The 19,798-nt window shown below is 42.5% G+C and carries 20 protein-coding genes and 3 pseudogenes; 20 read left to right on the plus strand and 3 right to left on the minus strand.

Annotation, left to right across the window (positions count from 1 at the left end; genetic code table 11):
• The first annotated feature begins 25 nt into the window (after positions 1-25).
• The gene (efp, locus tag M5V91_RS00685) at positions 26-583 is read left to right on the plus strand and encodes an elongation factor P (protein WP_009332911.1); all 558 of its coding nucleotides are present in this window, start codon (positions 26-28) and stop codon (positions 581-583) included.
• 32 nt (positions 584-615) lie between these two features.
• Here efp and M5V91_RS00690 read toward each other — a convergent pair whose 3' ends face one another.
• From M5V91_RS00690 to M5V91_RS00700, 3 genes are all read right to left on the minus strand, one after another.
• Positions 616-783 (minus strand): hypothetical protein, encoded by a 168-nt coding sequence (locus M5V91_RS00690; protein ID WP_009332910.1) that lies wholly within the window; start codon positions 781-783, stop codon positions 616-618.
• An 85-nt stretch (positions 784-868) separates the two neighbouring features.
• On the minus strand, positions 869-1,555 hold the full coding sequence (locus tag M5V91_RS00695; RefSeq protein WP_019380187.1) for an SIMPL domain-containing protein: 687 nt from the start codon (positions 1,553-1,555) through the stop codon (positions 869-871).
• Positions 1,556-1,628: 73 nt separating this feature from the next.
• Complete coding sequence (locus tag M5V91_RS00700) at positions 1,629-3,011, minus strand: alkaline phosphatase (protein WP_251175083.1); 1,383 nt, start codon at positions 3,009-3,011, stop codon at positions 1,629-1,631.
• A 190-nt stretch (positions 3,012-3,201) separates the two neighbouring features.
• Here M5V91_RS00700 and spoIIIAA point away from each other — a divergent pair, with 190 nt between their 5' ends.
• The 19 genes and pseudogenes from spoIIIAA to ahrC all read left to right on the plus strand — a co-directional run bounded on the left by spoIIIAA (position 3,202) and on the right by ahrC (position 19,444).
• Entirely contained in the window at positions 3,202-4,125 is a 924-nt protein-coding gene (gene spoIIIAA, locus M5V91_RS00705; RefSeq protein WP_019380189.1) for a stage III sporulation protein AA, read from the plus strand.
• A complete protein-coding gene (gene spoIIIAB, locus M5V91_RS00710) occupies positions 4,126-4,641 on the plus strand; it encodes a stage III sporulation protein SpoIIIAB (protein ID WP_009332906.1) in 516 nt (171 codons plus the stop codon).
• Between the two features lie 54 nt (positions 4,642-4,695).
• Entirely contained in the window at positions 4,696-4,902 is a 207-nt protein-coding gene (spoIIIAC, locus tag M5V91_RS00715) for a stage III sporulation protein AC (protein WP_009332905.1), read from the plus strand.
• Positions 4,903-4,916: 14 nt separating this feature from the next.
• Positions 4,917-5,306 (plus strand): stage III sporulation protein AD, encoded by a 390-nt coding sequence (gene spoIIIAD, locus M5V91_RS00720; protein WP_172581968.1) that lies wholly within the window; start codon positions 4,917-4,919, stop codon positions 5,304-5,306.
• A gap of 91 nt (positions 5,307-5,397) precedes the next feature.
• A pseudogene (gene spoIIIAE / locus M5V91_RS00725) lies at positions 5,398-6,595 on the plus strand (stage III sporulation protein AE).
• A 78-nt stretch (positions 6,596-6,673) separates the two neighbouring features.
• Positions 6,674-7,144 (plus strand): annotated as a pseudogene (gene spoIIIAF / locus M5V91_RS00730) (stage III sporulation protein AF); the annotation flags it as partial.
• A gap of 87 nt (positions 7,145-7,231) precedes the next feature.
• Complete coding sequence (spoIIIAG, locus tag M5V91_RS00735; protein WP_284522234.1) at positions 7,232-7,912, plus strand: stage III sporulation protein AG; 681 nt, start codon at positions 7,232-7,234, stop codon at positions 7,910-7,912.
• Positions 7,903-8,442, plus strand: coding sequence for a SpoIIIAH-like family protein (locus tag M5V91_RS00740; protein ID WP_009332900.1), 540 nt, complete (start codon positions 7,903-7,905; stop codon positions 8,440-8,442). The genes spoIIIAG and M5V91_RS00740 overlap by 10 nt, the downstream gene beginning before the upstream one ends.
• Before the next feature lie 378 nt (positions 8,443-8,820).
• Positions 8,821-9,327, plus strand: coding sequence for an acetyl-CoA carboxylase biotin carboxyl carrier protein (accB, locus tag M5V91_RS00745; protein ID WP_019380191.1), 507 nt, complete (start codon positions 8,821-8,823; stop codon positions 9,325-9,327).
• A 13-nt stretch (positions 9,328-9,340) separates the two neighbouring features.
• On the plus strand, positions 9,341-10,693 hold the full coding sequence (gene accC / locus M5V91_RS00750) for an acetyl-CoA carboxylase biotin carboxylase subunit (RefSeq protein ID WP_009332898.1): 1,353 nt from the start codon (positions 9,341-9,343) through the stop codon (positions 10,691-10,693).
• Between the two features lie 20 nt (positions 10,694-10,713).
• Positions 10,714-11,121, plus strand: coding sequence for an Asp23/Gls24 family envelope stress response protein (locus M5V91_RS00755; protein WP_009332897.1), 408 nt, complete (start codon positions 10,714-10,716; stop codon positions 11,119-11,121).
• Positions 11,122-11,399: 278 nt separating this feature from the next.
• Positions 11,400-11,789: a transcription antitermination factor NusB gene (gene nusB / locus M5V91_RS00760; protein ID WP_019380192.1), complete on the plus strand. Its 390-nt coding sequence runs from the start codon at positions 11,400-11,402 to the stop codon at positions 11,787-11,789.
• 107 nt (positions 11,790-11,896) lie between these two features.
• Entirely contained in the window at positions 11,897-12,772 is an 876-nt protein-coding gene (gene folD, locus M5V91_RS00765; RefSeq protein WP_009332895.1) for a bifunctional methylenetetrahydrofolate dehydrogenase/methenyltetrahydrofolate cyclohydrolase FolD, read from the plus strand.
• Positions 12,773-13,133: 361 nt separating this feature from the next.
• Positions 13,134-14,474, plus strand: coding sequence for an exodeoxyribonuclease VII large subunit (gene xseA, locus M5V91_RS00770; protein WP_019380193.1), 1,341 nt, complete (start codon positions 13,134-13,136; stop codon positions 14,472-14,474).
• A gap of 5 nt (positions 14,475-14,479) precedes the next feature.
• On the plus strand, positions 14,480-14,713 hold the full coding sequence (xseB, locus tag M5V91_RS00775; RefSeq protein ID WP_009332893.1) for an exodeoxyribonuclease VII small subunit: 234 nt from the start codon (positions 14,480-14,482) through the stop codon (positions 14,711-14,713).
• A gap of 2 nt (positions 14,714-14,715) precedes the next feature.
• Entirely contained in the window at positions 14,716-15,606 is an 891-nt protein-coding gene (locus tag M5V91_RS00780) for a polyprenyl synthetase family protein (RefSeq protein ID WP_009332892.1), read from the plus strand.
• Positions 15,607-16,055: 449 nt separating this feature from the next.
• Positions 16,056-17,881: pseudogene (gene dxs, locus M5V91_RS00785) on the plus strand (1-deoxy-D-xylulose-5-phosphate synthase).
• Positions 17,882-17,884: 3 nt separating this feature from the next.
• Positions 17,885-18,727 (plus strand): TlyA family RNA methyltransferase, encoded by an 843-nt coding sequence (locus tag M5V91_RS00790; protein WP_251175084.1) that lies wholly within the window; start codon positions 17,885-17,887, stop codon positions 18,725-18,727.
• 267 nt (positions 18,728-18,994) lie between these two features.
• Entirely contained in the window at positions 18,995-19,444 is a 450-nt protein-coding gene (gene ahrC / locus M5V91_RS00795; RefSeq protein WP_009332889.1) for a transcriptional regulator AhrC/ArgR, read from the plus strand.
• Positions 19,445-19,798: the final 354 nt, after the last annotated feature.

A 19,798-nucleotide genomic window follows, 5' to 3' on the forward strand; every position in this document is an offset into this window, starting at 1 on the left:
TTGTACACAATAGGAGGACAAACTCATGATTTCTGTAAACGATTTTCGTACGGGATTGACGATTGAAGTTGATAACGGCATTTGGCGTGTAATGGATTTCCAGCACGTTAAACCTGGAAAAGGAGCGGCATTTGTACGTTCCAAATTGCGCAACCTCCGTACAGGTGCCATTCAGGAAAAAACCTTCCGCGCAGGTGAAAAAGTAGGGAAGGCACAAATTGATAACCGCAAAATGCAATACCTTTATGCAAATGGAGATCAGCATGTTTTCATGGACAATGAGTCTTATGAGCAAATCGAGCTGCCTGCATCTGCAATTGAGTACGAATTAAAGTTTCTAAAAGAAAACATGGAAGTTGCTATTATGCTTTACCAGGGAGAGTCTCTTGGAATCGAGCTTCCTAACTCTGTTGAACTTACAGTGACTGAAACAGAACCAGGCATTAAAGGGGATACTGCTTCCGGCGGAACGAAACCTGCTACACTTGAAACAGGCCTGACTGTACAAGTTCCTTTCTTTGTCAATGAAGGGGATAAGCTGATCATCAATACAACTGATGGTTCCTACGTGTCTCGTGCATAATTTGAAAAAAATCCCGATTTCTCGGGATTTTTTTATCCTTTATATTTCCTGCCTTCAGCTCCAGGGGATATGTCAGTATCATTGCGATTATTATAATCAGGGTCAGATGCAGGAGCATTTCTGTTATCGCGTGTTCCGCCAAGATAAGCCCTGTCGCCTTTTTTCTGGTATTTTAAAAATTCACCTAAGTTCTCATTCATCCTTAAACCTCATTTCTCTGGGAAGTTACTAAGTGAGACATTATTAGTATTAGCTTTATCCTCAAGATTATAAGACGAAGATCTTTTAACTATAATATGTGAACTCTGCTGTGATTTGGCTTTCTATGTCTATGGTTCCCGGCTGGATAGGTGTACTGACGGCACTTTTCACAAAAGTGGAGGATTGAAACGAAATAGGCTGCTCCATGCCTAAAGTTCCTTCCGCAACGGATAGCGGGGTGCTGATTAATTGTACTCTTAGTGCAGAGGCAATTGTTTCTGCCTTTTTGTAAGCATCCATAACGGCCAGACTTAATGCCTGCCGGTACAATTCAGACTGGTTTTCAGCTTCAAAATGAATTCCTCTGATAGTGTTTGCACCATTATTCACTGCTGTATCCACAACGAGTCCCGTATTTTCTATCTCATCGACAGTAATGCCTAGTATATGCTCGACCCTGTATCCGCGGAAAATTTGCTTGCCATCCACAAAATCGTATTGCGGAAAAATGGTGAAATCGGACGTTTTAATCTGCTGATCTGTTATTCCAATAGCATTAAGAGCCTTTTTGACACTTGAAATGGCATCTGCATTCTGTTCCTGTGCCTTCAGAAGCTCCTTGTCTTCTGTTAAAACTCCCAGTTTTATGTTAGCCTGGTCAGGCTGTACAGCTAGCTTTCCCTCACCTGAAACCCTTAAAATATTTCTGTTTGATCTGGAATGGCTACCTGTTTGTACAGAATTGCGGACAAAGGGCTGATAATAATACATGAATTTCATTCCCCGCTTTCATTGAGGTATCATTCTAGAATTACGCCGGGGAAAGAGAGAAAATGCTACATAATTAATCCCAGCTGTAATTCATCAGCTCCGCAATTCTCTTTGGGATATCTGTATTCTCCATCACTCCTGTAAAAGTTTCGCTTCCATTGCCATAAGCAAATAAAGGGATCATATTGCCTGTATGTCCTCCGGTTGAGCTGAGAGATCTTACTTTATTTGTTAAAATGCCCCCATGATACTTTTCTGCAATCAGGCTTCCTATTTCCCATGCTGCTATATATTGAGGATAAACTTGGCTGTCTGTGGTCATCAGCTTGCCATTAAATGCTTTAATTTCCTGCTCGGTTAAATCAATATTTGCATACTTTTTTAAAACATCCTTCACGCTTTCTGACCGGTAAGTACCTCTGTTTTCACCTTTTGCAAATTGGCTGACCATATACTGCGGCGTCGCCTTGATTTCTTTTAACTGCTGTATATCCAGCGGTTCTGATGCTGATATCCCCATTGTTTCATGATCAGCGGCAACCAATACCAGTGTTTCTTTGTCCTTTTTTGCCCATTCAACTGCATATTTTACAGCTTCATCAAATTCAATGGTTTCTTTCCAGATGCTTGTAATATCGCCTGCGTGAGAAGCATGGTCAATCCTTGCGCCTTCTGCCATAAGAAAAAATCCCTGTTTTCCTTTTGAAAGTACACTGATCGCTTTTTCAGTCATCTCTTTTAAGCTTGGTTCTTTGCTGTTTTTTAGAGGACGGTCCAGTTTAAAGTTCATATATCCATTATTGAACAATCCGAGAAGCTTTCCCCCTTTGGCATTCTGCATTTCCTCCCGATTGGCTGCATAGTCATACCCTTTCAGCCTGGCCTCGTTAATTAAATCCTTCCCATTTTGCTTATCCGGGCCGAAATAGGCTCTCCCGCCTCCCATTAACACATCGACCTCATTATTCAGCTGCTGGCGTGCAATTTCCTCCTGTCCGGACCATCTGTTTGAAACACTTGCTGTAAAGGCGGCAGGTGTTGCATCTGTAATTGTATTGGTAGAGATAACCCCCGCCTTCTTTCCGTTTTTCTTGAATAAATCCAGAATGCTGTCTATTTCCTTGCCATCAGGAGTAACTCCAATCATTTCATTATTCGTCTTTTTTCCAATTGCAAGTGCAGTACCACCGGCAGCTGAGTCTGTAACGAAATTATTGGCAGATTCGGTATGCACCAATGCCGTGTGGGGGAGAGATTCCAGGAACAGCCGCCCATCCTTTCCATATTCCAGTTTTCTTGCAATCTCAATCTGGCCTATTCCCATTCCATCTCCAATCATAAGAATGACATTTTGCGGTCCTTTTGTATTTCCCTGAAGAGCCATTCCTTCTGAAGGGAAGATGCCAAGGACTAAAAGAAGAAAAATAACCAGAATGTAAGTGCATTTAGCTTTCATAAATTGACACCAGCCTTTTTCAATGTTCTTATTGGATTATTTTTTGAAAAAAAGATTTTTTTACTCAGCAAAAAGCTTGTCCTAAATAATTATGAAGCTTGCAAATCTAAGTCATATTGTTTTGCCTCAGGCATACATTTTAAATAATGAGAAGCTAGTCCGAAATCAGATGATGAATGGAGGAGCAGACATGGAAACGATTATAGCCTTTTTGCCGAAAAAAATTGCCGAACAAATACAGAGAATCCCTCCGCAAATCTTAGAGGATCTGGAGGAAATCAGGGTCCGTATTTCCAGACCCATTGAGCTGACAGCAAGGGGGATGCCGCATTATCTCCCATATATAGTTGAGTCAGAGGATGCTGTGCATTTGCTGAATAAAATAAGCCATTTTTCCATTTACACACTGGAGGAAGAACTGAAGAGAGGTTATATCACGATTGAAGGCGGCCATAGGGTAGGACTAGCAGGGAAGGTCATTCTTGAACAAGGGAAGGTTAAGGCAATCAGGGATATTTCCTCTTTTAACATAAGAATTGCCAGGGAGAAAATTGGCATTGCCCAGAATCTGATTCCCAGAATTTACAGGGATGGGTGGCTGCATACCATGATTATTGGTCCGCCGCAGACTGGTAAAACCACCTTACTGCGCGACATTGCAAGAATCATTTCATCTGGTGATCCAAATAATGACTTTCCTGCCAGCAAGGTTGGGATTGTGGATGAACGCTCCGAAATAGCAGGATGTGTGAACGGGATTCCGCAAATGACATTTGGGAATAGAATTGATGTCCTTGATGCCTGTCCAAAAGCTGAAGGCATGATGATGATGATTCGTTCCATGAGCCCCGAGGTTCTGGTTGTTGATGAAATTGGCAGGCATGAAGATGCAGAGGCCATAATGGAGGCTGTAAATGCCGGAATAAAGCTGATAATGACTACACATGGGAATTCACTGGAAGAAATTAAGAAGCGCCCCACTTTAAAAGCCATATTGGAAATGGGCATTTTTCAGCGATTTATTGAACTGGGCAGGAAAGAAGGGCCAGGCAGCATTGTGTGCATTAGAAACTCAGACAGTGCGGGATATCCTCATAAAGCGGGCGTGATGTAAATGATGAAGGTTATTGGAGCTGTTTTGATCATCGTTGCTACAACGTGGGCAGGATTTGAAGCTTCGAGGCATCTGACCGAACGGCCGCGCCAGCTTCGCCAGCTTAAATCGGCACTGCAGTCCCTGGAGGCTGAAATTATGTATGGACATACGCCACTTCATGAAGCAGCCAGAAGACTTTCTGCCCAGCTTTCCAAGCCATTATCCTGGTTCTTTGAATCCTTTGCAAAGAAATTGACTGATTCCGAGACGACCGTTAAGGACGCCTGGGAAGAAAGTTTGAAGGAAATATGGAAAATGACGGCTTTTAAACAAGGGGAATTCGAGATTATGAAGCAATTTGGCGAAACACTTGGAAGACATGACCGTCTTTCCCAGCAAAAGCAGATTATGCTGACCCTTTCCCACCTGGAACGTGAAGAAGCAGATGCACATGACAGACAAGTGAAATACGAGAGAATGGTCAAAAGTCTGGGTTTTTTATCCGGATTGCTCTTAATCATTTTACTAATGTAGGAAACGCCGGCAGCCTGAATGCCGGACGCTGATCAGAGCTTAGGGGGAGAAAAGATGGGCCTAGAGGTAGATATCATATTTAAGATTGCAGGTGTCGGAATTGTTGTAGCCTTTTTGCATACTATTCTTGATCAGGTGGGCAAAAAGGAATACGCACAATGGGTGACGCTGTTCGGATTTATATATATCTTGTTCATGGTTGCTTCCATTGTAGATAACCTATTCCAAAAAATAAAATCTGTTTTTTTGTTTCAGGGTTAAAAGGGGGCTCAGCCATTGAAATTCTGCAGATAGTCGGATTTTCGCTTGTAGCCACTTTCCTGGCGCTGATTGTTAAGGAGCAAAAACCCAATTTTGCTTTTTTGCTGATTGTTTTTGTCGGCTGTGCCATCTTTCTTTTTCTGGTAGACCAAATTTATGCCATTATCCATATGATTGAAAAGATTGCCGTCAATGCAAAGGTGAATATCGTATATGTTGAAACCATTTTAAAGATAATCGGAATAGCCTATATTGCTGAATTTGCAGCCCAGATCACGAAAGATGCAGGTCAGGGGGCCATTGCAGCAAAAATTGAAATGGGCGGGAAAATACTTATCCTCGCCATGGCTATCCCGATCCTTACTGTATTAATCGAAACCATCATTCGCATGATTCCGAGCTAGCTTATGCCGGCCTGCTGAATAGGCTGGGCGCCGGAATGGACAAGCACATATTGCGGGCATTAGACAGGGTCTTTTAAAAGAGGTGAAAAAAATGAAGCAAAGGATGCAGAAAACGTTATGGTTAAGCTTAATTCTATTCTTTTTCCTGGCACCAATTGTACAAGCCTCACCTAAGACCGGCGAAGCAGAGGAAACGATATCCCCCAGGATTTAGTGGAATCACAGGTGGAGAAGTTAGATCTTAATGAATTGAAAGGGTTTTGGGAAGAAATCACAACAGAGTATGGAGGCTTTTTGCCTGAAAGCCAAAAGGGGAGCCTTTATGAATTTATAAAGGGAGAAAAAGAATTCTCACTAAAAGAGTGGGCTGCCGGCGCAATGAAGTTTGTGTTCCATGAGTTTATTGTAAATGGAAAACTGCTTGGAACCTTAATATTGCTGACGGTATTTAGCATGTTCCTCCAGTCCCTGCAGAATTCATTTGAAAAAAGCACTGTCAGTAAAGCGGCCTATTCAATCGTTTTCATGGTTTTAATAATTATTGCACTGAATAGCTTTCATGTTGCGATCACTTATACACAGGAAACCATTTCAACCATGGTGTCATTCATAATGGCTCTAATACCGCTGCTGCTTGCACTGATTGCTTCTTCGGGAGGTGTGGTATCCGCTGCTTTTTTCCACCCGGTGATTTTATTTCTGATGAATGTCAGCGGACTATTTATCCAGTATATCATCCTTCCACTCTTATTCTTATCCGCTCTGTTAAGCATCGTCAGTACATTGTCAGAGCATTACAAGGTAACCCAGCTTGCCAATCTGCTGCGGAATTGGAGCATAGGACTTCTCGGCATGTTCCTGACAGTCTTTTTAGGAGTCATTTCAGTTCAGGGAGCCTCAGCGGCGGTTACCGATGGAATTACCATACGTACAGCGAAATTTATTACTGGAAATTTCATTCCAGTCATTGGGAGGATGTTTACAGATGCGACCGATACAGTCATTAGCGCTTCGGTGCTATTGAAAAATACTGTTGGGATAGCAGGAGTCGCCATTCTCCTTATTATCGCAGCTTTTCCTGCAATCAAGATTTTAATGATTGCGTTTATATATAAATTCGCGGCTGCCATTTTACAGCCGCTGGGGGAGGGCCGATCATATCCTGCCTGGATATAATCAGCAAAAGCATCATCTATGTTTTTGCCGCTCTGGCCATCGTCTCCCTGATGTTTTTCCTTAGTATTACGGTTATTATAGCAGCCGGTAATTTGACCATGATGGTCAGGTAGGGAGGGAATGAAGTGGATTTCATAAAAGAATGGGTAACGAACATCATATTATTTGTTCTGCTTGCCACTGTCATAGATATGCTCCTCCCCAATTCAAAGCTTCAGAAATACACAAAAATGGTGACAGGGCTGCTGCTGATTGCGATTATTCTTACACCGATTTTAAGAATTATATCAAGTGATTTTGAAGAGGCTCTTGTTTCAGTGCCAGTTTTTGAGGCATCTGGTGAAAAAAACATGGAAAATTTAATAGAAATGAAGAAAAAAGAAATACAAGCCTCAAGTGATGCATATATTTTAGAACAAATGGCTGTCCAAATGGAAAAGGACGCAGAAGAGGAGTTGATGGAACAGTACGGTCTGGAAATTGCCAACATTGATATTTTAGTAGATGAAAGCAGTGATCAAGCCTTCCCGGATAACCTGCAAAAGGTCATGATCCAACTTAAAGCAGAAGATGCAGAAGCAGAAGCTGTAGAAGTGGTTAAAACAGTGGATATCAATACCGGGGAACCTCTTCCATCCAGCGGACCCGATCATGAAGACACAAAAGGAATCGCTTCTTTTCTCGCACAAAAGTGGAATGTAGACGCAAACTCAATCGAAGTTCTGGCAGAAGGGGGAATATGGATAAGGATGGATAATGAAAAAGGACCTTTCACGTGGATAAAAAAGATAATTTCCAAAGACGGGCAGTCTGACAAGAAGCCTGGGAAATTCCATTATTTGCTTCTAGTTCTCCTTTTTGGAGCAGCGATCATGCTGATCAGCAATACACTGTTTCAAGAAGACAGCTCCACCGAGGATTTGTCCGTTTTTAAAAATGGGGAAGAAGCGAAGCAGAAAGAAGAGGTGCCGGTATTCGGCCAGCAGAAATCCGGAGGAAATGATACAATCTCCAATTATGAAAAGGCATACGAAGCTCAAATAAAAGAGGCCCTTGATGCAATCGTAGGGGTTGAAGATGCAACAGTTGTGGTAAATGTGGATGCCACAGAGAAGAAAGTCCTTGAAAAAAATAAAACGACCCAAACACAGAAAACCGATGAAACTGATCGGGAAGGCGGCAAAAGGAAGGTTGAGGATCAGTCACAGGAAGAACAGCTTGTGATCGTCCGAAATGGAGAAAAAGAGGTTCCGATTGTCATAGAAACCAAGAAACCTGAAATAAGGGGAGTGCTGGTCGTGGCAAAAGGGGCAGAAAATATACAAGTGAAAAAATGGATTATTGAGGCAGTAACAAGGGCACTCGATGTCCCAAGTCATAGAGTATCCGTAATGCCTAAAAAACAAAGGGGGAATAATAGATGCTTTTAAAGAAACAAACAGTCTGGCTTTTAACAATGCTAAGTTTGGTGGTTGTATTATCCGTATATTATGTAACATCTCCGGAGCAAAAAGGCAGTGACCTGGCTGCTATGGAAGAGAAGGCAAAGGGTGAAATGGAATCAGTTGAAAGTGAAGATGGCAAGGCGATTATTACAAACACTGCCAGTGATGAAATGTTTGAAACTTTGCGCCTTCAGCTTGACGATGAGCGCAGCCGCATGAAGGAAGACCTTACGTCAGTTCTTGGGCAAACAGATCTTCCGGCTGAAGAAAGAATGAAGGCAAAAGATCAAATTGATGAATTAAATGAAATCGCCCAAAAAGAAGCGATGCTTGAAACATTAATCAGAGCGATGGATTATGAAGATGTACTTGTCCGTGCTGACGGCAAGAAGGTTCAAATTACGGTTAAAGCAAAAGATCATTCAGCTTCTGCTGCAAACAATATCATTCAGGAAGTAAGGAACGAAATTGGACAGCTTGAGGCAGTCGCCGTTGAGTTCCAGGTTGAAAAGTAAATAATATAGAGGGAGCCTGCATAATTCCTGCGGGCTCCCTTTTATAATTTTATTTTATGTTTGGTAACTTTTTCATATAAGTGCATAATATAAAAGTCCTGTTTACTATAGAAATCTGGCTGAATTTCATGTAAAATCCTTAAATATTTCACAAAAAATTAGAAAAATATTAAAATGGAACACAGGATGGATAGAGAAATTATTATCCAGTACATAATAGGATGTTGAAGTTTTATAAGGTCTTATCGTATGATATTAGTATCTAGTCATAATTAAATCATGCAGAACATTCCTGCCGTATGTTCTAATTCTTTGCATCAAAAGGATAAATACGGATTAAAGGGATTGTCATGCAGTGAGAAAACAAGGGGTGCCAAAATGTTAAAAGTACAAGAAATCCGTGAACTGATTAAATTAGTTGATCAGTCAAATATTGATGAATTTGTATATGAGCATGAAGGTTCAAAAATTAAGATGAAGAAAAAGGGCAATGAAGCAGCCGTTGTTCAGCAAGTTCAGCCGGCAGCTGTTCAAGCGATAGCTCCTGCTCCGCAGCCAGTCCAGCCAGCTGCTGTAAAAGTGGAAGAGCCAAAAGCAGAAGCGCCAGCGCAAGTGCCGGCACCACAGGCTGATGCCGCGGAAGATTTACATAAGATTGTTTCACCAATGGTAGGGACCTTTTATCAATCATCTTCACCTGATGCCGATGCTTATGTAAAAGCCGGCTCCAAGGTTACAAAAGATTCCATTGTCTGCATTGTAGAAGCAATGAAGTTATTTAATGAAATTGAAGCAGAAGTTAATGGCGAAATTGTAGAAGTGCTTGTAAAGGATGGCCAGTTAGTAGAATATGGCCAGCCACTATTTTTAGTAAAGCCTGAATAAGGAGCGGTTACAGATGATCAAAAAACTCTTGATTGCCAACAGAGGAGAAATAGCGGTGCGCATCATTAGGGCAGCCCGCGAGATGGGGATAGAATCTGTAGCTGTATTTTCAGAAGCTGACAGGGAAGCACTCCATGTTCAGCTGGCCGATGAGGCTTACTGCATTGGCCCAACAGCGTCAAAGGACAGCTATTTGAATTTCACCAATATAATTAGTGTCGCTAAGCTTACAGGCTGTGACGCGATCCATCCAGGTTATGGATTCCTTGCTGAAAATGCGGACTTTGCTGAACTGTGCAGAGAATGCAATATTATCTTTGTCGGCCCGACTCCAGAAGCCATCAGCAAAATGGGCACAAAGGATATTGCAAGGGAAACCATGAAGGAAGCAGGAGTACCGATTGTTCCTGGCTCCAACGGAATCATAAAGGATACAGAAGATGCTATTCAGCTTGCTGAAAAGATTGAATATCCGGTAATTATTAAAGCGACTGCCGGCGGAGGCGGGAAAGGAATCCGTGTAGCCCGTACTGAGCAAGAGCTTATTAAAGGAATTACGATCACTCAGCAGGAAGCACTAACGGCTTTCGGAAATCCTGGCGTTTATATTGAAAAATATATTGAGGACTTCCGCCATGTGGAGATCCAGGTTCTTGCAGATAATTACGGGAACACCGTTCATCTGGGAGAAAGGGATTGCTCCATTCAAAGGCGTCTGCAAAAGCTGCTGGAGGAAACGCCTTCACCTGCCCTTGACGGGGAAACACGCGAAGAAATGGGAAATGCAGCTGTTAAAGCAGCAAAAGCGGTTGATTATACAGGCGCTGGCACGATAGAATTTATATACGATTATCAAAATCGCAAATTCTATTTCATGGAAATGAACACGCGTATTCAAGTGGAGCATCCAGTTACAGAAATGGTTACAGGGGTCGATTTAATCAAGGAGCAAATTAAGGTTGCTTCAGGTGAAAAGCTTAATTTCACACAGAGTGATGTTACTTTTAGCGGCTGGTCGATCGAATGCAGAATTAATGCGGAAAACCCTGAGAAGAACTTTATGCCATCAGCAGGAAAGATCAATATGTACCTGCCTCCTGGCGGGCTGGGTGTCAGAGTGGACTCTGCTGCCTACCCTGGCTATATGATTCCTCCATATTACGATTCAATGATTGCAAAAGTGATCACTTACGGCAATACTAGAGAAGAAGCCATTTCCCGAATGAAACGGGCATTAAGTGAATTTGTAGTGGAAGGGGTACATACAACAATCCCATTCCACCTCAAGCTCCTAAGCCACGAAAACTTTGTGGAAGGGCAGTTTAATACGAAATTTCTTGAATTGCATGATGTAATGAATTCTTAAAGACTTGTGGAGGTGCTAAAATGAGCGAAAATAATATTCTCGAAATGAGCCCTGAAAATTCTGGCCTTGGCAAGGTGGAAATTGCACCGGAAGTTATTGAGGTTATTGCCGGCATTGCTGCTTCGGAAGTAGAAGGCGTAGCGCAAATGCGCGGAAACTTTGCTACAGGAGTGGTTGAAAGGCTCGGTAAGAAGAACCATGGCAAAGGCGTAAAAGTCGAATTAACAGAAGAAGGCATCAAAGTTGATGTATATTGTCTGATGAAATTCGGCGTCTCCATTCCAAGCGTTGCCCAAAAAATTCAGGATAACATCCGTCAGGCCCTCCTGAATATGACAGCCCTTGACGCCCAGGAAGTAAACATCCACGTAGTAGGAATCATGTTTGAAAACCAAAAGCATGAGGTTGAATACGAACAGGAAATGTAACCCACCATCAAGCCAAAGACATAGAATTCGTCTTTGGCTTTTCTCATGGTTCAGTCTCCTTCATCATTCACTCCTTAAGACGTAATAAAGGAGTTTTTAAAGGGAAAATTAAATTTATAAGTTTCCAGCCTGAAATCATGTTTCTGTCCAAACATAATGCTCTTGTTGTAGTGCGAAGATTCCTTACTTATGCTATTATCTTCTTATGCAATTTTTGGACGTGCAAATGCTCAAAAATGAAAAATTACTATGTTAAGCCATAAAGGGGTTTTATAAAGATGAAGAGAAGAACAGCCAGAGAAAAAGCATTGCAGGCTTTATTTCAAATTGATGTAAGCCAGGCAGAACCGGAGACCGCCATCGAACATGTTTTAGAGGGTGAAAAAAGCGATGAGTACCTAAACAAACTAGTATCGGGTGTCCTGCAGCATAAAGAAACAATTGATGGCAAAATCAAAGGATTTCTTGAAAAATGGACACTGGAGAGGCTTGCTACTGTAGACCGCAATCTTCTGCGCTTATCCGTTTACGAGCTGCTGTATTTAGCGGAGGAAGTCCCGGCCAATGTGGTGCTCGATGAAGCTATTGAAATCGCCAAACTTTACGGTGATGATCAATCAAGCAAGTTTATTAATGGTGTTTTATCAAAGGTAAAAGAAAAGCTTTAAAAATAATAGAGTTCTGACTCATACTGGATGTGCTGGCACTTTTTAGATGCAAGCGAGCCGGCAGTCCTTATCATAGGCGCTTCCGAGTTCCTGATAGGGGGATGAAAATGGCTGCAGAATTAATAGATGGAAAAGAAATTGCAAGAAAGAAACAGGATCATATCGGTTCAGAAGTTCAAAAGCTGAAGGCGGAAGGGATCACGCCAGGCCTGGCCGTTATTTTAGCAGGGAATAATCAGGCATCCAGGACATATGTGAAAAACAAGCAGAAAACATGCGATAAGCTGGGAATGAATTCTATGCTTATTGAACTTCCCGAAAGCGTCAGTGAGCAAGAGCTTATCAGAAAAATCACTGAGTTAAACGAAAGTGAAGATATCCATGGAATCCTTGTCCAGCTTCCGCTCCCAAGCCATATTAATGAAAAAGCCATCATCGAGGCCATATCTCCTGACAAAGATGTAGATGGGTTTCATCCCATAAATATTGGCAGGATGATGACAGCTCAGGATGCATTTATCCCCTGTACTCCCGCAGGGATAATTGAAATGCTGGATAGCATTGGTACAGACATTTCCGGAAAGCATGTAGTGGTTATTGGGAGAAGCAACATTGTAGGAAAGCCCGCCGGGCAGCTGTTCCTCAATGAAGACGCTACTGTCACATACTGCCATTCGAAAACGGCTGATTTGAAGGAATATACAAAGCGGGCGGATATACTGGTGGCAGCAGCAGGCAAAGCGAAATTAATCACGAAAGACCACGTTAAAAATGGTGCAATCGTGATAGATGTCGGCATGAATCGAAATGAGGGAGGAAAGCTTTGCGGCGATGTTGATTTCGAGGCAGTGAAGCACAAAGCAGGATTTATTACTCCTGTTCCAGGCGGAGTGGGGCCGATGACAATTACCATGTTAATGCATAATACGCTAAAAGCAGCAAAGCTTTCCATAAGCAAAGTTAAAAGTAATGGCCGCCATTGATGCAAAATCTGTCCATTTCCATTATCCTGTATTTAGGAAACCTGTCATGCAGGAAAAAGCATGCAGGCAGAATGGAAGGACAGTTTTTTTGATAGATAGGAAAGTATAACCTTGAACTTTGATAACTGTCCAGCTTCGCAAGGAAAGCTTCGACAGCTTTATCATCGCACGAATAAAAGCGCTAGCTTTTAGAAGGAGCGCCTACCCCTCGAGATCATAAGCCGTGCCTCACAAAAAGGCAAAGAACGCCTTTCTATGAGTCGCGTCTTGTGCTTATCAGTGGTGGGCAAGGCGCTTGTGCTTTTCTTGCGTTATTGCTCTGCAGGAGATGCAATGCAGCTTCAGCATAAAGGAGATTGTTATGAAGGAACAGCAGTATCTGACAGTAAACGCACTGACCAAATACATAAAACGAAAATTTGATGCCGACCCTCATCTGCAAAATATTTTGGTTAAGGGGGAAATCTCAAACTTTAAACAGCATTCAAGCGGTCATATGTACTTCACTTTAAAGGATGAGAAAGCCCGAATTTTAGCCGTAATGTTTGCAGGAAATGCGAGGACAATGAAATTCAGGCCGGAAAATGGCATGAAAGTCTTAGTTCGCGGAGCCATATCCGTTTATGAATCCAGCGGGCAATATCAAATATACGTACAGGAAATGCAGCCCGACGGGATAGGAGAACTTTATCTGGCTTATGAACAGCTTAAAGAAAAACTTGAGAAAGAAGGATTCTTTTCACCTGCGCATAAAAAAGATATACCGCGTTATCCAAAAACAGTTGCGATAATCACATCCCCTACTGGAGCTGCAATCAGAGATATTTTGACAACGCTCAAAAGGCGCTATCCAATTGCGAACATACTTATATACCCTGCGCTTGTTCAGGGGAACCAGGCAGCTCCCTCAATTGTGAAAGCGATAACGGAAGCTAATACCTCCAGGGATGCAGATGTCTTAATCATCGGACGGGGCGGAGGCTCCATTGAAGAGCTTTGGGCCTTTAATGAAGAAGCCGTAGCAAGGGCAATATTTAAGTCTGAAATACCTATAATTTCAGCTGTAGGCCATGAAACGGATTTTACAATAGCAGATTTTGTTGCAGATTTAAGGGCCCCAACCCCAACGGGAGCTGCAGAATTGGCTGTTCCGCATATCGATGACTTGACGGAAAGACTTTTCAACAGGCAATCACGGCTGATAAGAGCGATGAAAGAACAAGTTGCACTGCAAAATGAAAGGCTTCTAAGGGTGCAGAAATCATACGCTTTCCGGTACCCGCAAAAATTGTATGAGCAAAAAATGGAACAGCTGGATAAAGTGACCGAACAGCTAATGAGAGGTTCAAGAAGGCTGCACGATTTAAAGCTTGAGCAGGCAGAAACCCTGCAAAAAAGGCTGGTTCGGAGTCATCCAGGGCAGCTGAAGAATCAGGCGAAAGAAAACAATGATCGGCTTCATAAACTTTTAAACAGAACAATGACAAACATCCTGGCTGCAAAAGAAAAGGACTTTGCGAGAGTTATTTCAACCCTCGAGGCGCTCAGTCCGCTAAAAATTATGGATAGGGGCTATAGCCTTGCTTATACAGAAAATGAAACCCTGATAAAGACCGTGTCCCAAGTTAAAGCGGATGATATGATAAAATTGAAGGTGTCTGATGGAAGCATTGAATGCAAGGTAACGGATATTGAGGAGTGAATGGCATGGCGGATGAAAAACAACTTTCATTTGAACAAGCAATGGAAGAACTTGAAGTTATTGTGGAAAAGCTTGAAGAGGGAGATGTTCCCCTTGAAGAGGCTATTAATATTTATAAAAAAGGCATGGAGCTTTCAAAATTATGCCATGATAAGCTTAAAAATGTAGAATCACAGCTTACGGAAATACTGGCGGAGGATGGCCGTAAATCGAACTTTGCCATTCCGGAGGAGGAATAATTTTGCATCAATCCTTAAGTTCTTTCTCTGAACTGCATAAAGAGAAACTGGAAATTCATTTAAAGGATTACGTACATAAATTAAATGCTCCTCCTGAGGTCAAGGAATCAATGCTGTATTCACTTGAAGCCGGAGGAAAGCGGATAAGGCCAATGCTGTTATTTGCTTCATTGGCTGCTTTTGGCGAGGATACGTCGAAAGGGCTGTGGACTGCGGCGGCGATTGAAATGGTCCATACTTATTCGCTCATTCACGATGACTTGCCAAGCATGGATAATGATGACTTAAGAAGAGGCAAACCGACGAACCATAAAGTATTTGGAGAAGCATTCGCCATCCTGGCAGGCGATGCCTTGCTTACATACAGCTTCCAAACAATTGCGGAAACGCCTGACGAATTTGCTTCTGCTGAAACAAAGCTTTCTTTAATTAAAGAGCTGTCGAAAGCTTCCGGTGCTGAGGGGATGGTAGGCGGCCAGGCAGCAGACATTAAAGGGGAAGGCAAGCAGCTGGGCTTAGAGGATCTTGAGTACATCCACGTGCACAAAACGGGCAAACTGCTGGAATGCAGTGTTGTATCAGGAGCAATTTTGGCAAATGCCAGTCAGGAAACAATTCAGGCTCTATCTAAATTTGCCTATCACCTGGGACTGGCTTTTCAAATCAGGGATGATATCCTCGACCTTGAAGGGACAGAGGAGATAATCGGGAAGCCTGTAGGCAGTGATGAATCAAAAGATAAAAGTACTTATCCATCTCTTCTTTCAATGAGCGGGGCGAAAGAGGCGCTTGAAGAACATATCAGATCTGCAAAAGAAAAGCTGAGGGAAACAGGCCTTCAAACAGAGCTGCTCGAAGAAATAACAGATCTAATTGCAAACAGGGATCACTAAATCGGAAGTCAGGGTGCCAAAAATGAATTAGAAAAACGATGGTCTTGCCGCTGTACTTTTGTATCAGCGGCATTTGCTGTTTAATAAAATGATGGTCTTCAATGTGTATATTTTGGTATCATAGGAATTGCTGCTGGAGAAGCTTGCACTTTTTTCCTGTGGATGCATTGGCCAGCGGAAGAGACACCATCAAGACTAAAGCTGTTTAATATGAAAAGCATTTGGAAAATCTCCTGTAATAAGGTAATCTTAAGATACTATCTTTTAGACAGGCTAGACGCTGTAATAAATAGGCTTGTTTTGTTTAGGCTTATACAAACACTGCCTAACATTACGTAAAAAGAAAACGGATGAATAAGAAACGAAAGTGAGTGGTCCGCAGTATGGATCTGTTATCAATTAAAGACCCTTCCTTTTTAAAAGGGCTCTCGAATAAAGAATTGGAAAGTTTGAGTCAGGATATCCGCACTTTTCTAATAGAAAAGCTTTCAGGCACCGGGGGGCATATTGGGCCTAATCTTGGAGTTGTTGAGCTGACTGTCGCATTGCATAAATGTTTTGACAGTCCGAAGGATAAAATTATTTGGGATGTCGGACATCAGTCTTACGTCCATAAAATTCTTACGGGCCGTGCGTGTCAATTCGATACTTTAAGACAATATAAAGGTCTTTGCGGTTTTCCGAAAATGATTGAAAGCGAGCATGATGTATGGGAAACGGGGCACAGCTCCACTTCTTTATCTGCAGCAATGGGAGTGGCTATTGCCAGAGACTTGAAAAAGAGAACAATTATGTCATTCCAGTAATTGGGGACGGTGCATTAACAGGCGGAATGGCTTTAGAAGCCTTAAACCATATCGGTCATGAAAAAAAGGACATGATTGTCATATTAAATGATAATGAAATGTCAATTGCACCTAATGTTGGTGCTCTTCACAATGTACTTGGAAGGTTAAGGACTGCAGGCAAGTATAATTGGGTGAAAGATGAACTTGAATATTTATTAAAAAAGGTTCCGGCAGTCGGCGGAAAGTTGGCCTCAACTGCTGAAAGACTGAAAGATAGCCTAAAGTATCTGTTTGTGTCAGGCATGTTCTTCGAAGAATTAGGTTTTACCTATTTGGGACCTGTCGATGGGCATAACTATGAAGCCTTATTCGAGAACCTTGCTTATGCTAAGAAAACAGAAGGCCCAGTGCTCCTCCATGTTATAACGAAAAAAGGAAAAGGCTATCACCCTGCAGAAAGCGACCGGGTTGGCACATGGCATGGTACGGGACCTTATAAAATGGAAACAGGCGACTTTTTGAAACCTGCAAGTACACCGCCAGCATGGAGCAAGCTTGTCTCGGAAACCGTCAGGAAGCTTGCGAGAGAAGATGAAAGAATCGTTGCAATTACTCCTGCAATGCCTGTTGGCTCGAAGCTTGAAGGCTTTGCAAGTGAATTTCCGGATCGGATGTACGATGTTGGTATTGCTGAACAGCACGCAGCAACGGTAGCTGCCGGGCTGGCAACCCAAAACATGAAGCCGTTTCTTGCAATTTATTCTACTTTCCTGCAGCGTGCTTATGACCAGGTGGTACACGATATTGCTCGCCAGAACTTGAATGTATTTATCGGAATAGACCGGGCAGGACTTGTGGGTGCAGATGGTGAAACCCATCAGGGTGTATTCGATATTGCGTTTTTAAGGCATTTGCCGAATATGGTATTGATGATGCCAAAAGATGAAAATGAAGGCCAGCATATGGTAAAAACAGCTATAGAATATAATGATGGCCCTATCGCAATGCGTTTCCCGCGCGGAAATGGCATAGGAGTACCTATGGACACAGAACTTAAGCCAATTCCAATTGGAACATGGGAAGTTCTGCTCGATGGCAATGATGGAGCGATTTTAACCTTTGGGACAACCATTCCAATGGCTTTGAAGGCAGCACAAATCCTGGAGAAACAGGGACACTCCATTAAAGTCATTAATGCAAGGTTTATTAAGCCGCTTGATGAAAAGATGCTGCATGAATTGTTCACAGCCAATATGCCAATTCTCACTATAGAAGAAGCTGTGCTGCAGGGTGGCTTTGGCAGTGCAATTCTTGAATATGCTCACGAACATGGCTTCCATCATGCGGAAATCGACCGTATGGGGATACCTGATAAATTTATTGAGCATGGCAGTGTAAATGAACTATTAGAAGAAATCGGCATGACTTCAGAAGATGTTGTTGAGAGAATGGGAAAACTGGCAAGAAAAAAACAAAAAAGGGCTTAAAAAATGAAAACAAAGAAAGAACGATTAGACGTTTTATTAGTTGAAAGAGGTCTTGCTGAGACAAGAGAAAAAGCGAAAAGAGCCGTTATGGCCGGCCTGGTGTTCAGCAATGAAAGCAGGATGGATAAGCCGGGCGAGAAGGTTAGTGCGGACATTCCGCTTACTTTAAAGGGGAAGGTCATGCCTTATGTCAGCCGGGGAGGCTTGAAGCTTGAGAAAGCTCTAAAAGTTTTTAATTTAGAAATCGAAGGCAAGATCCTCCTTGACATTGGGTCCTCAACCGGGGGCTTCACAGATTGTGCCCTGCAGAATGGCGCCAAATTGTCATATGCATTAGATGTCGGATATAATCAGCTTGCCTGGAAATTAAGGCAGGATGAACGAGTAGTTGTAATGGAAAGGACCAATTTCCGGTATGTAACCCCTGCCGATCTTTCAGCCGGTATGCCTGATTTTGCTTCCATTGATGTTTCGTTCATTTCTCTAAAGCTTATATTGCCTGTATTAAAAACGCTGCTTGTTCCGGGCAGTGACACAGTTGCCCTAGTGAAACCCCAGTTTGAAGCTGGACGGGAACAGGTTGGGAAAAAGGGGATTGTCAGAGATCCTAAAGTACATGAAGCAGTGCTTGATAAAATTATCGGATTTGCACTGAGCCTCGGTTATGATGTCAAGGACGTTTCCTATTCACCCATTACAGGCGGAGACGGCAACATAGAATTTCTCCTCCATCTGTATTGGTCAGGCAGCAGAGAGGAAGGAGAAAACCTTCTTAAAGCCCAGACAGATGAAGTTGTTAAAGAAGCCCACGCCGAACTGAAAACGAAGGTTAGAGAAGAGGAATAGGCTGATGCCTGTTCCTCTTTTTAAAAAGGATATATAATGTCTGCTTCGAGAACTATCCAGCGCAAGCAGCCTGCCCTTCGAAGGTTTCGGGTGGGAATGGCCCTTGCGCTTTTCTTAAAGGAATTTGTCGAGTTTGAACGAATAATAATAAATAATATACGGGAAAATTGTACTTTATTGAGAAAATCAGCTAACATTAGAGTACAAAATACTTTAAATTAATTTTTTTCTGCCCGCTGTTAAGCGGCTGATTATAGAGGTGAAAAAATGAATAAAGGGCAAAGACATATTAAAATCCGGGAGATTATTACAAATAACGATATTGAAACACAGGATGACCTGGTGGATGAATTGAAAAACGCCGGGTTTAATGTAACTCAGGCGACTGTCTCAAGAGATATTAAAGAGCTTCATCTGGTAAAAGTTCCTTTGATGGACGGAAGATATAAATACAGTCTTCCAGCGGACCAGCGCTTCAATCCGCTGCAAAAGCTTAAACGAAATTTAATGGATGCCTTTGTCAGAGTGGATACTGCAGGACATCTCCTTGTAATGAAGACTCTCCCGGGCAATGCCATGGCTATTGGCGCACTTATTGATAACCTTGACTGGGAAGAGATTCTGGGGACAATCTGCGGGGACGACACATGCCTGATCATATGCAAAACCCCAGAAGATACAGAAGCAATTTCAAACCGTTTTCTTGAAATGCTGTAGATATTTCAAGCTCCGAGCGCCGTCGCTTATGCCGATAGGCTGGTGTTCATCGTGTTTCTTAAAAGATAAGAATGTATGAATACTGAAGTTAGATAACTGCCTAGCTCCAGAGACTGCCCCATCGAGGTCACAAGCTTGTCTAGTTGCGGCTCCTAGAGACTCTCAGATCTAAGCCGTTTCCTTACAGAAGAAACGCCTTCTTACAAGAACCGTCTTATGCCTGAGGCCCGCAGGACAAGGAAAGCTTCGTCAGCATAAACATCGCACGACCGAAAGCGGAAGCTTTTGGAAGTGTACGGGTCATGCAGACGTTGCCATAGGACGTGGCGCTTTTAGTCTGCATTCCTTGAAAGG

This window comes from Cytobacillus pseudoceanisediminis (assembly GCF_023516215.1).
GTDB classification, from domain to species: Bacteria; Bacillota; Bacilli; order Bacillales; family Cytobacillaceae; genus Cytobacillus; species Cytobacillus pseudoceanisediminis.

Excerpts from the sequence above, each read along its gene's own strand:
- xseA (WP_019380193.1), top strand. The coding sequence starts at position 13,134 with ATGAAGGAACAGCAGTATCTGACAGTAAACGCACTGACCAAATACATA.
- M5V91_RS00695 (WP_019380187.1), bottom strand. The coding sequence starts at position 1,555 with ATGTATTATTATCAGCCCTTTGTCCGCAATTCTGTACAAACAGGTAGC.
- spoIIIAB (WP_009332906.1), top strand. The coding sequence starts at position 4,126 with ATGATGAAGGTTATTGGAGCTGTTTTGATCATCGTTGCTACAACGTGG.
- M5V91_RS00700 (WP_251175083.1), bottom strand. The coding sequence starts at position 3,011 with ATGAAAGCTAAATGCACTTACATTCTGGTTATTTTTCTTCTTTTAGTC.
- M5V91_RS00740 (WP_009332900.1), top strand. The coding sequence starts at position 7,903 with ATGCTTTTAAAGAAACAAACAGTCTGGCTTTTAACAATGCTAAGTTTG.
- spoIIIAC (WP_009332905.1), top strand. The coding sequence starts at position 4,696 with ATGGGCCTAGAGGTAGATATCATATTTAAGATTGCAGGTGTCGGAATT.
- M5V91_RS00690 (WP_009332910.1), bottom strand. The coding sequence starts at position 783 with ATGAATGAGAACTTAGGTGAATTTTTAAAATACCAGAAAAAAGGCGAC.
- M5V91_RS00790 (WP_251175084.1), top strand. The coding sequence starts at position 17,885 with ATGAAAACAAAGAAAGAACGATTAGACGTTTTATTAGTTGAAAGAGGT.
- xseB (WP_009332893.1), top strand. The coding sequence starts at position 14,480 with ATGGCGGATGAAAAACAACTTTCATTTGAACAAGCAATGGAAGAACTT.
- spoIIIAG (WP_284522234.1), top strand. The coding sequence starts at position 7,232 with ATGGATAATGAAAAAGGACCTTTCACGTGGATAAAAAAGATAATTTCC.
- M5V91_RS00755 (WP_009332897.1), top strand. The coding sequence starts at position 10,714 with ATGAGCGAAAATAATATTCTCGAAATGAGCCCTGAAAATTCTGGCCTT.
- ahrC (WP_009332889.1), top strand. The coding sequence starts at position 18,995 with ATGAATAAAGGGCAAAGACATATTAAAATCCGGGAGATTATTACAAAT.
- efp (WP_009332911.1), top strand. The coding sequence starts at position 26 with ATGATTTCTGTAAACGATTTTCGTACGGGATTGACGATTGAAGTTGAT.
- folD (WP_009332895.1), top strand. The coding sequence starts at position 11,897 with ATGGCTGCAGAATTAATAGATGGAAAAGAAATTGCAAGAAAGAAACAG.
- accC (WP_009332898.1), top strand. The coding sequence starts at position 9,341 with ATGATCAAAAAACTCTTGATTGCCAACAGAGGAGAAATAGCGGTGCGC.
- accB (WP_019380191.1), top strand. The coding sequence starts at position 8,821 with ATGTTAAAAGTACAAGAAATCCGTGAACTGATTAAATTAGTTGATCAG.
- nusB (WP_019380192.1), top strand. The coding sequence starts at position 11,400 with ATGAAGAGAAGAACAGCCAGAGAAAAAGCATTGCAGGCTTTATTTCAA.
- spoIIIAA (WP_019380189.1), top strand. The coding sequence starts at position 3,202 with ATGGAAACGATTATAGCCTTTTTGCCGAAAAAAATTGCCGAACAAATA.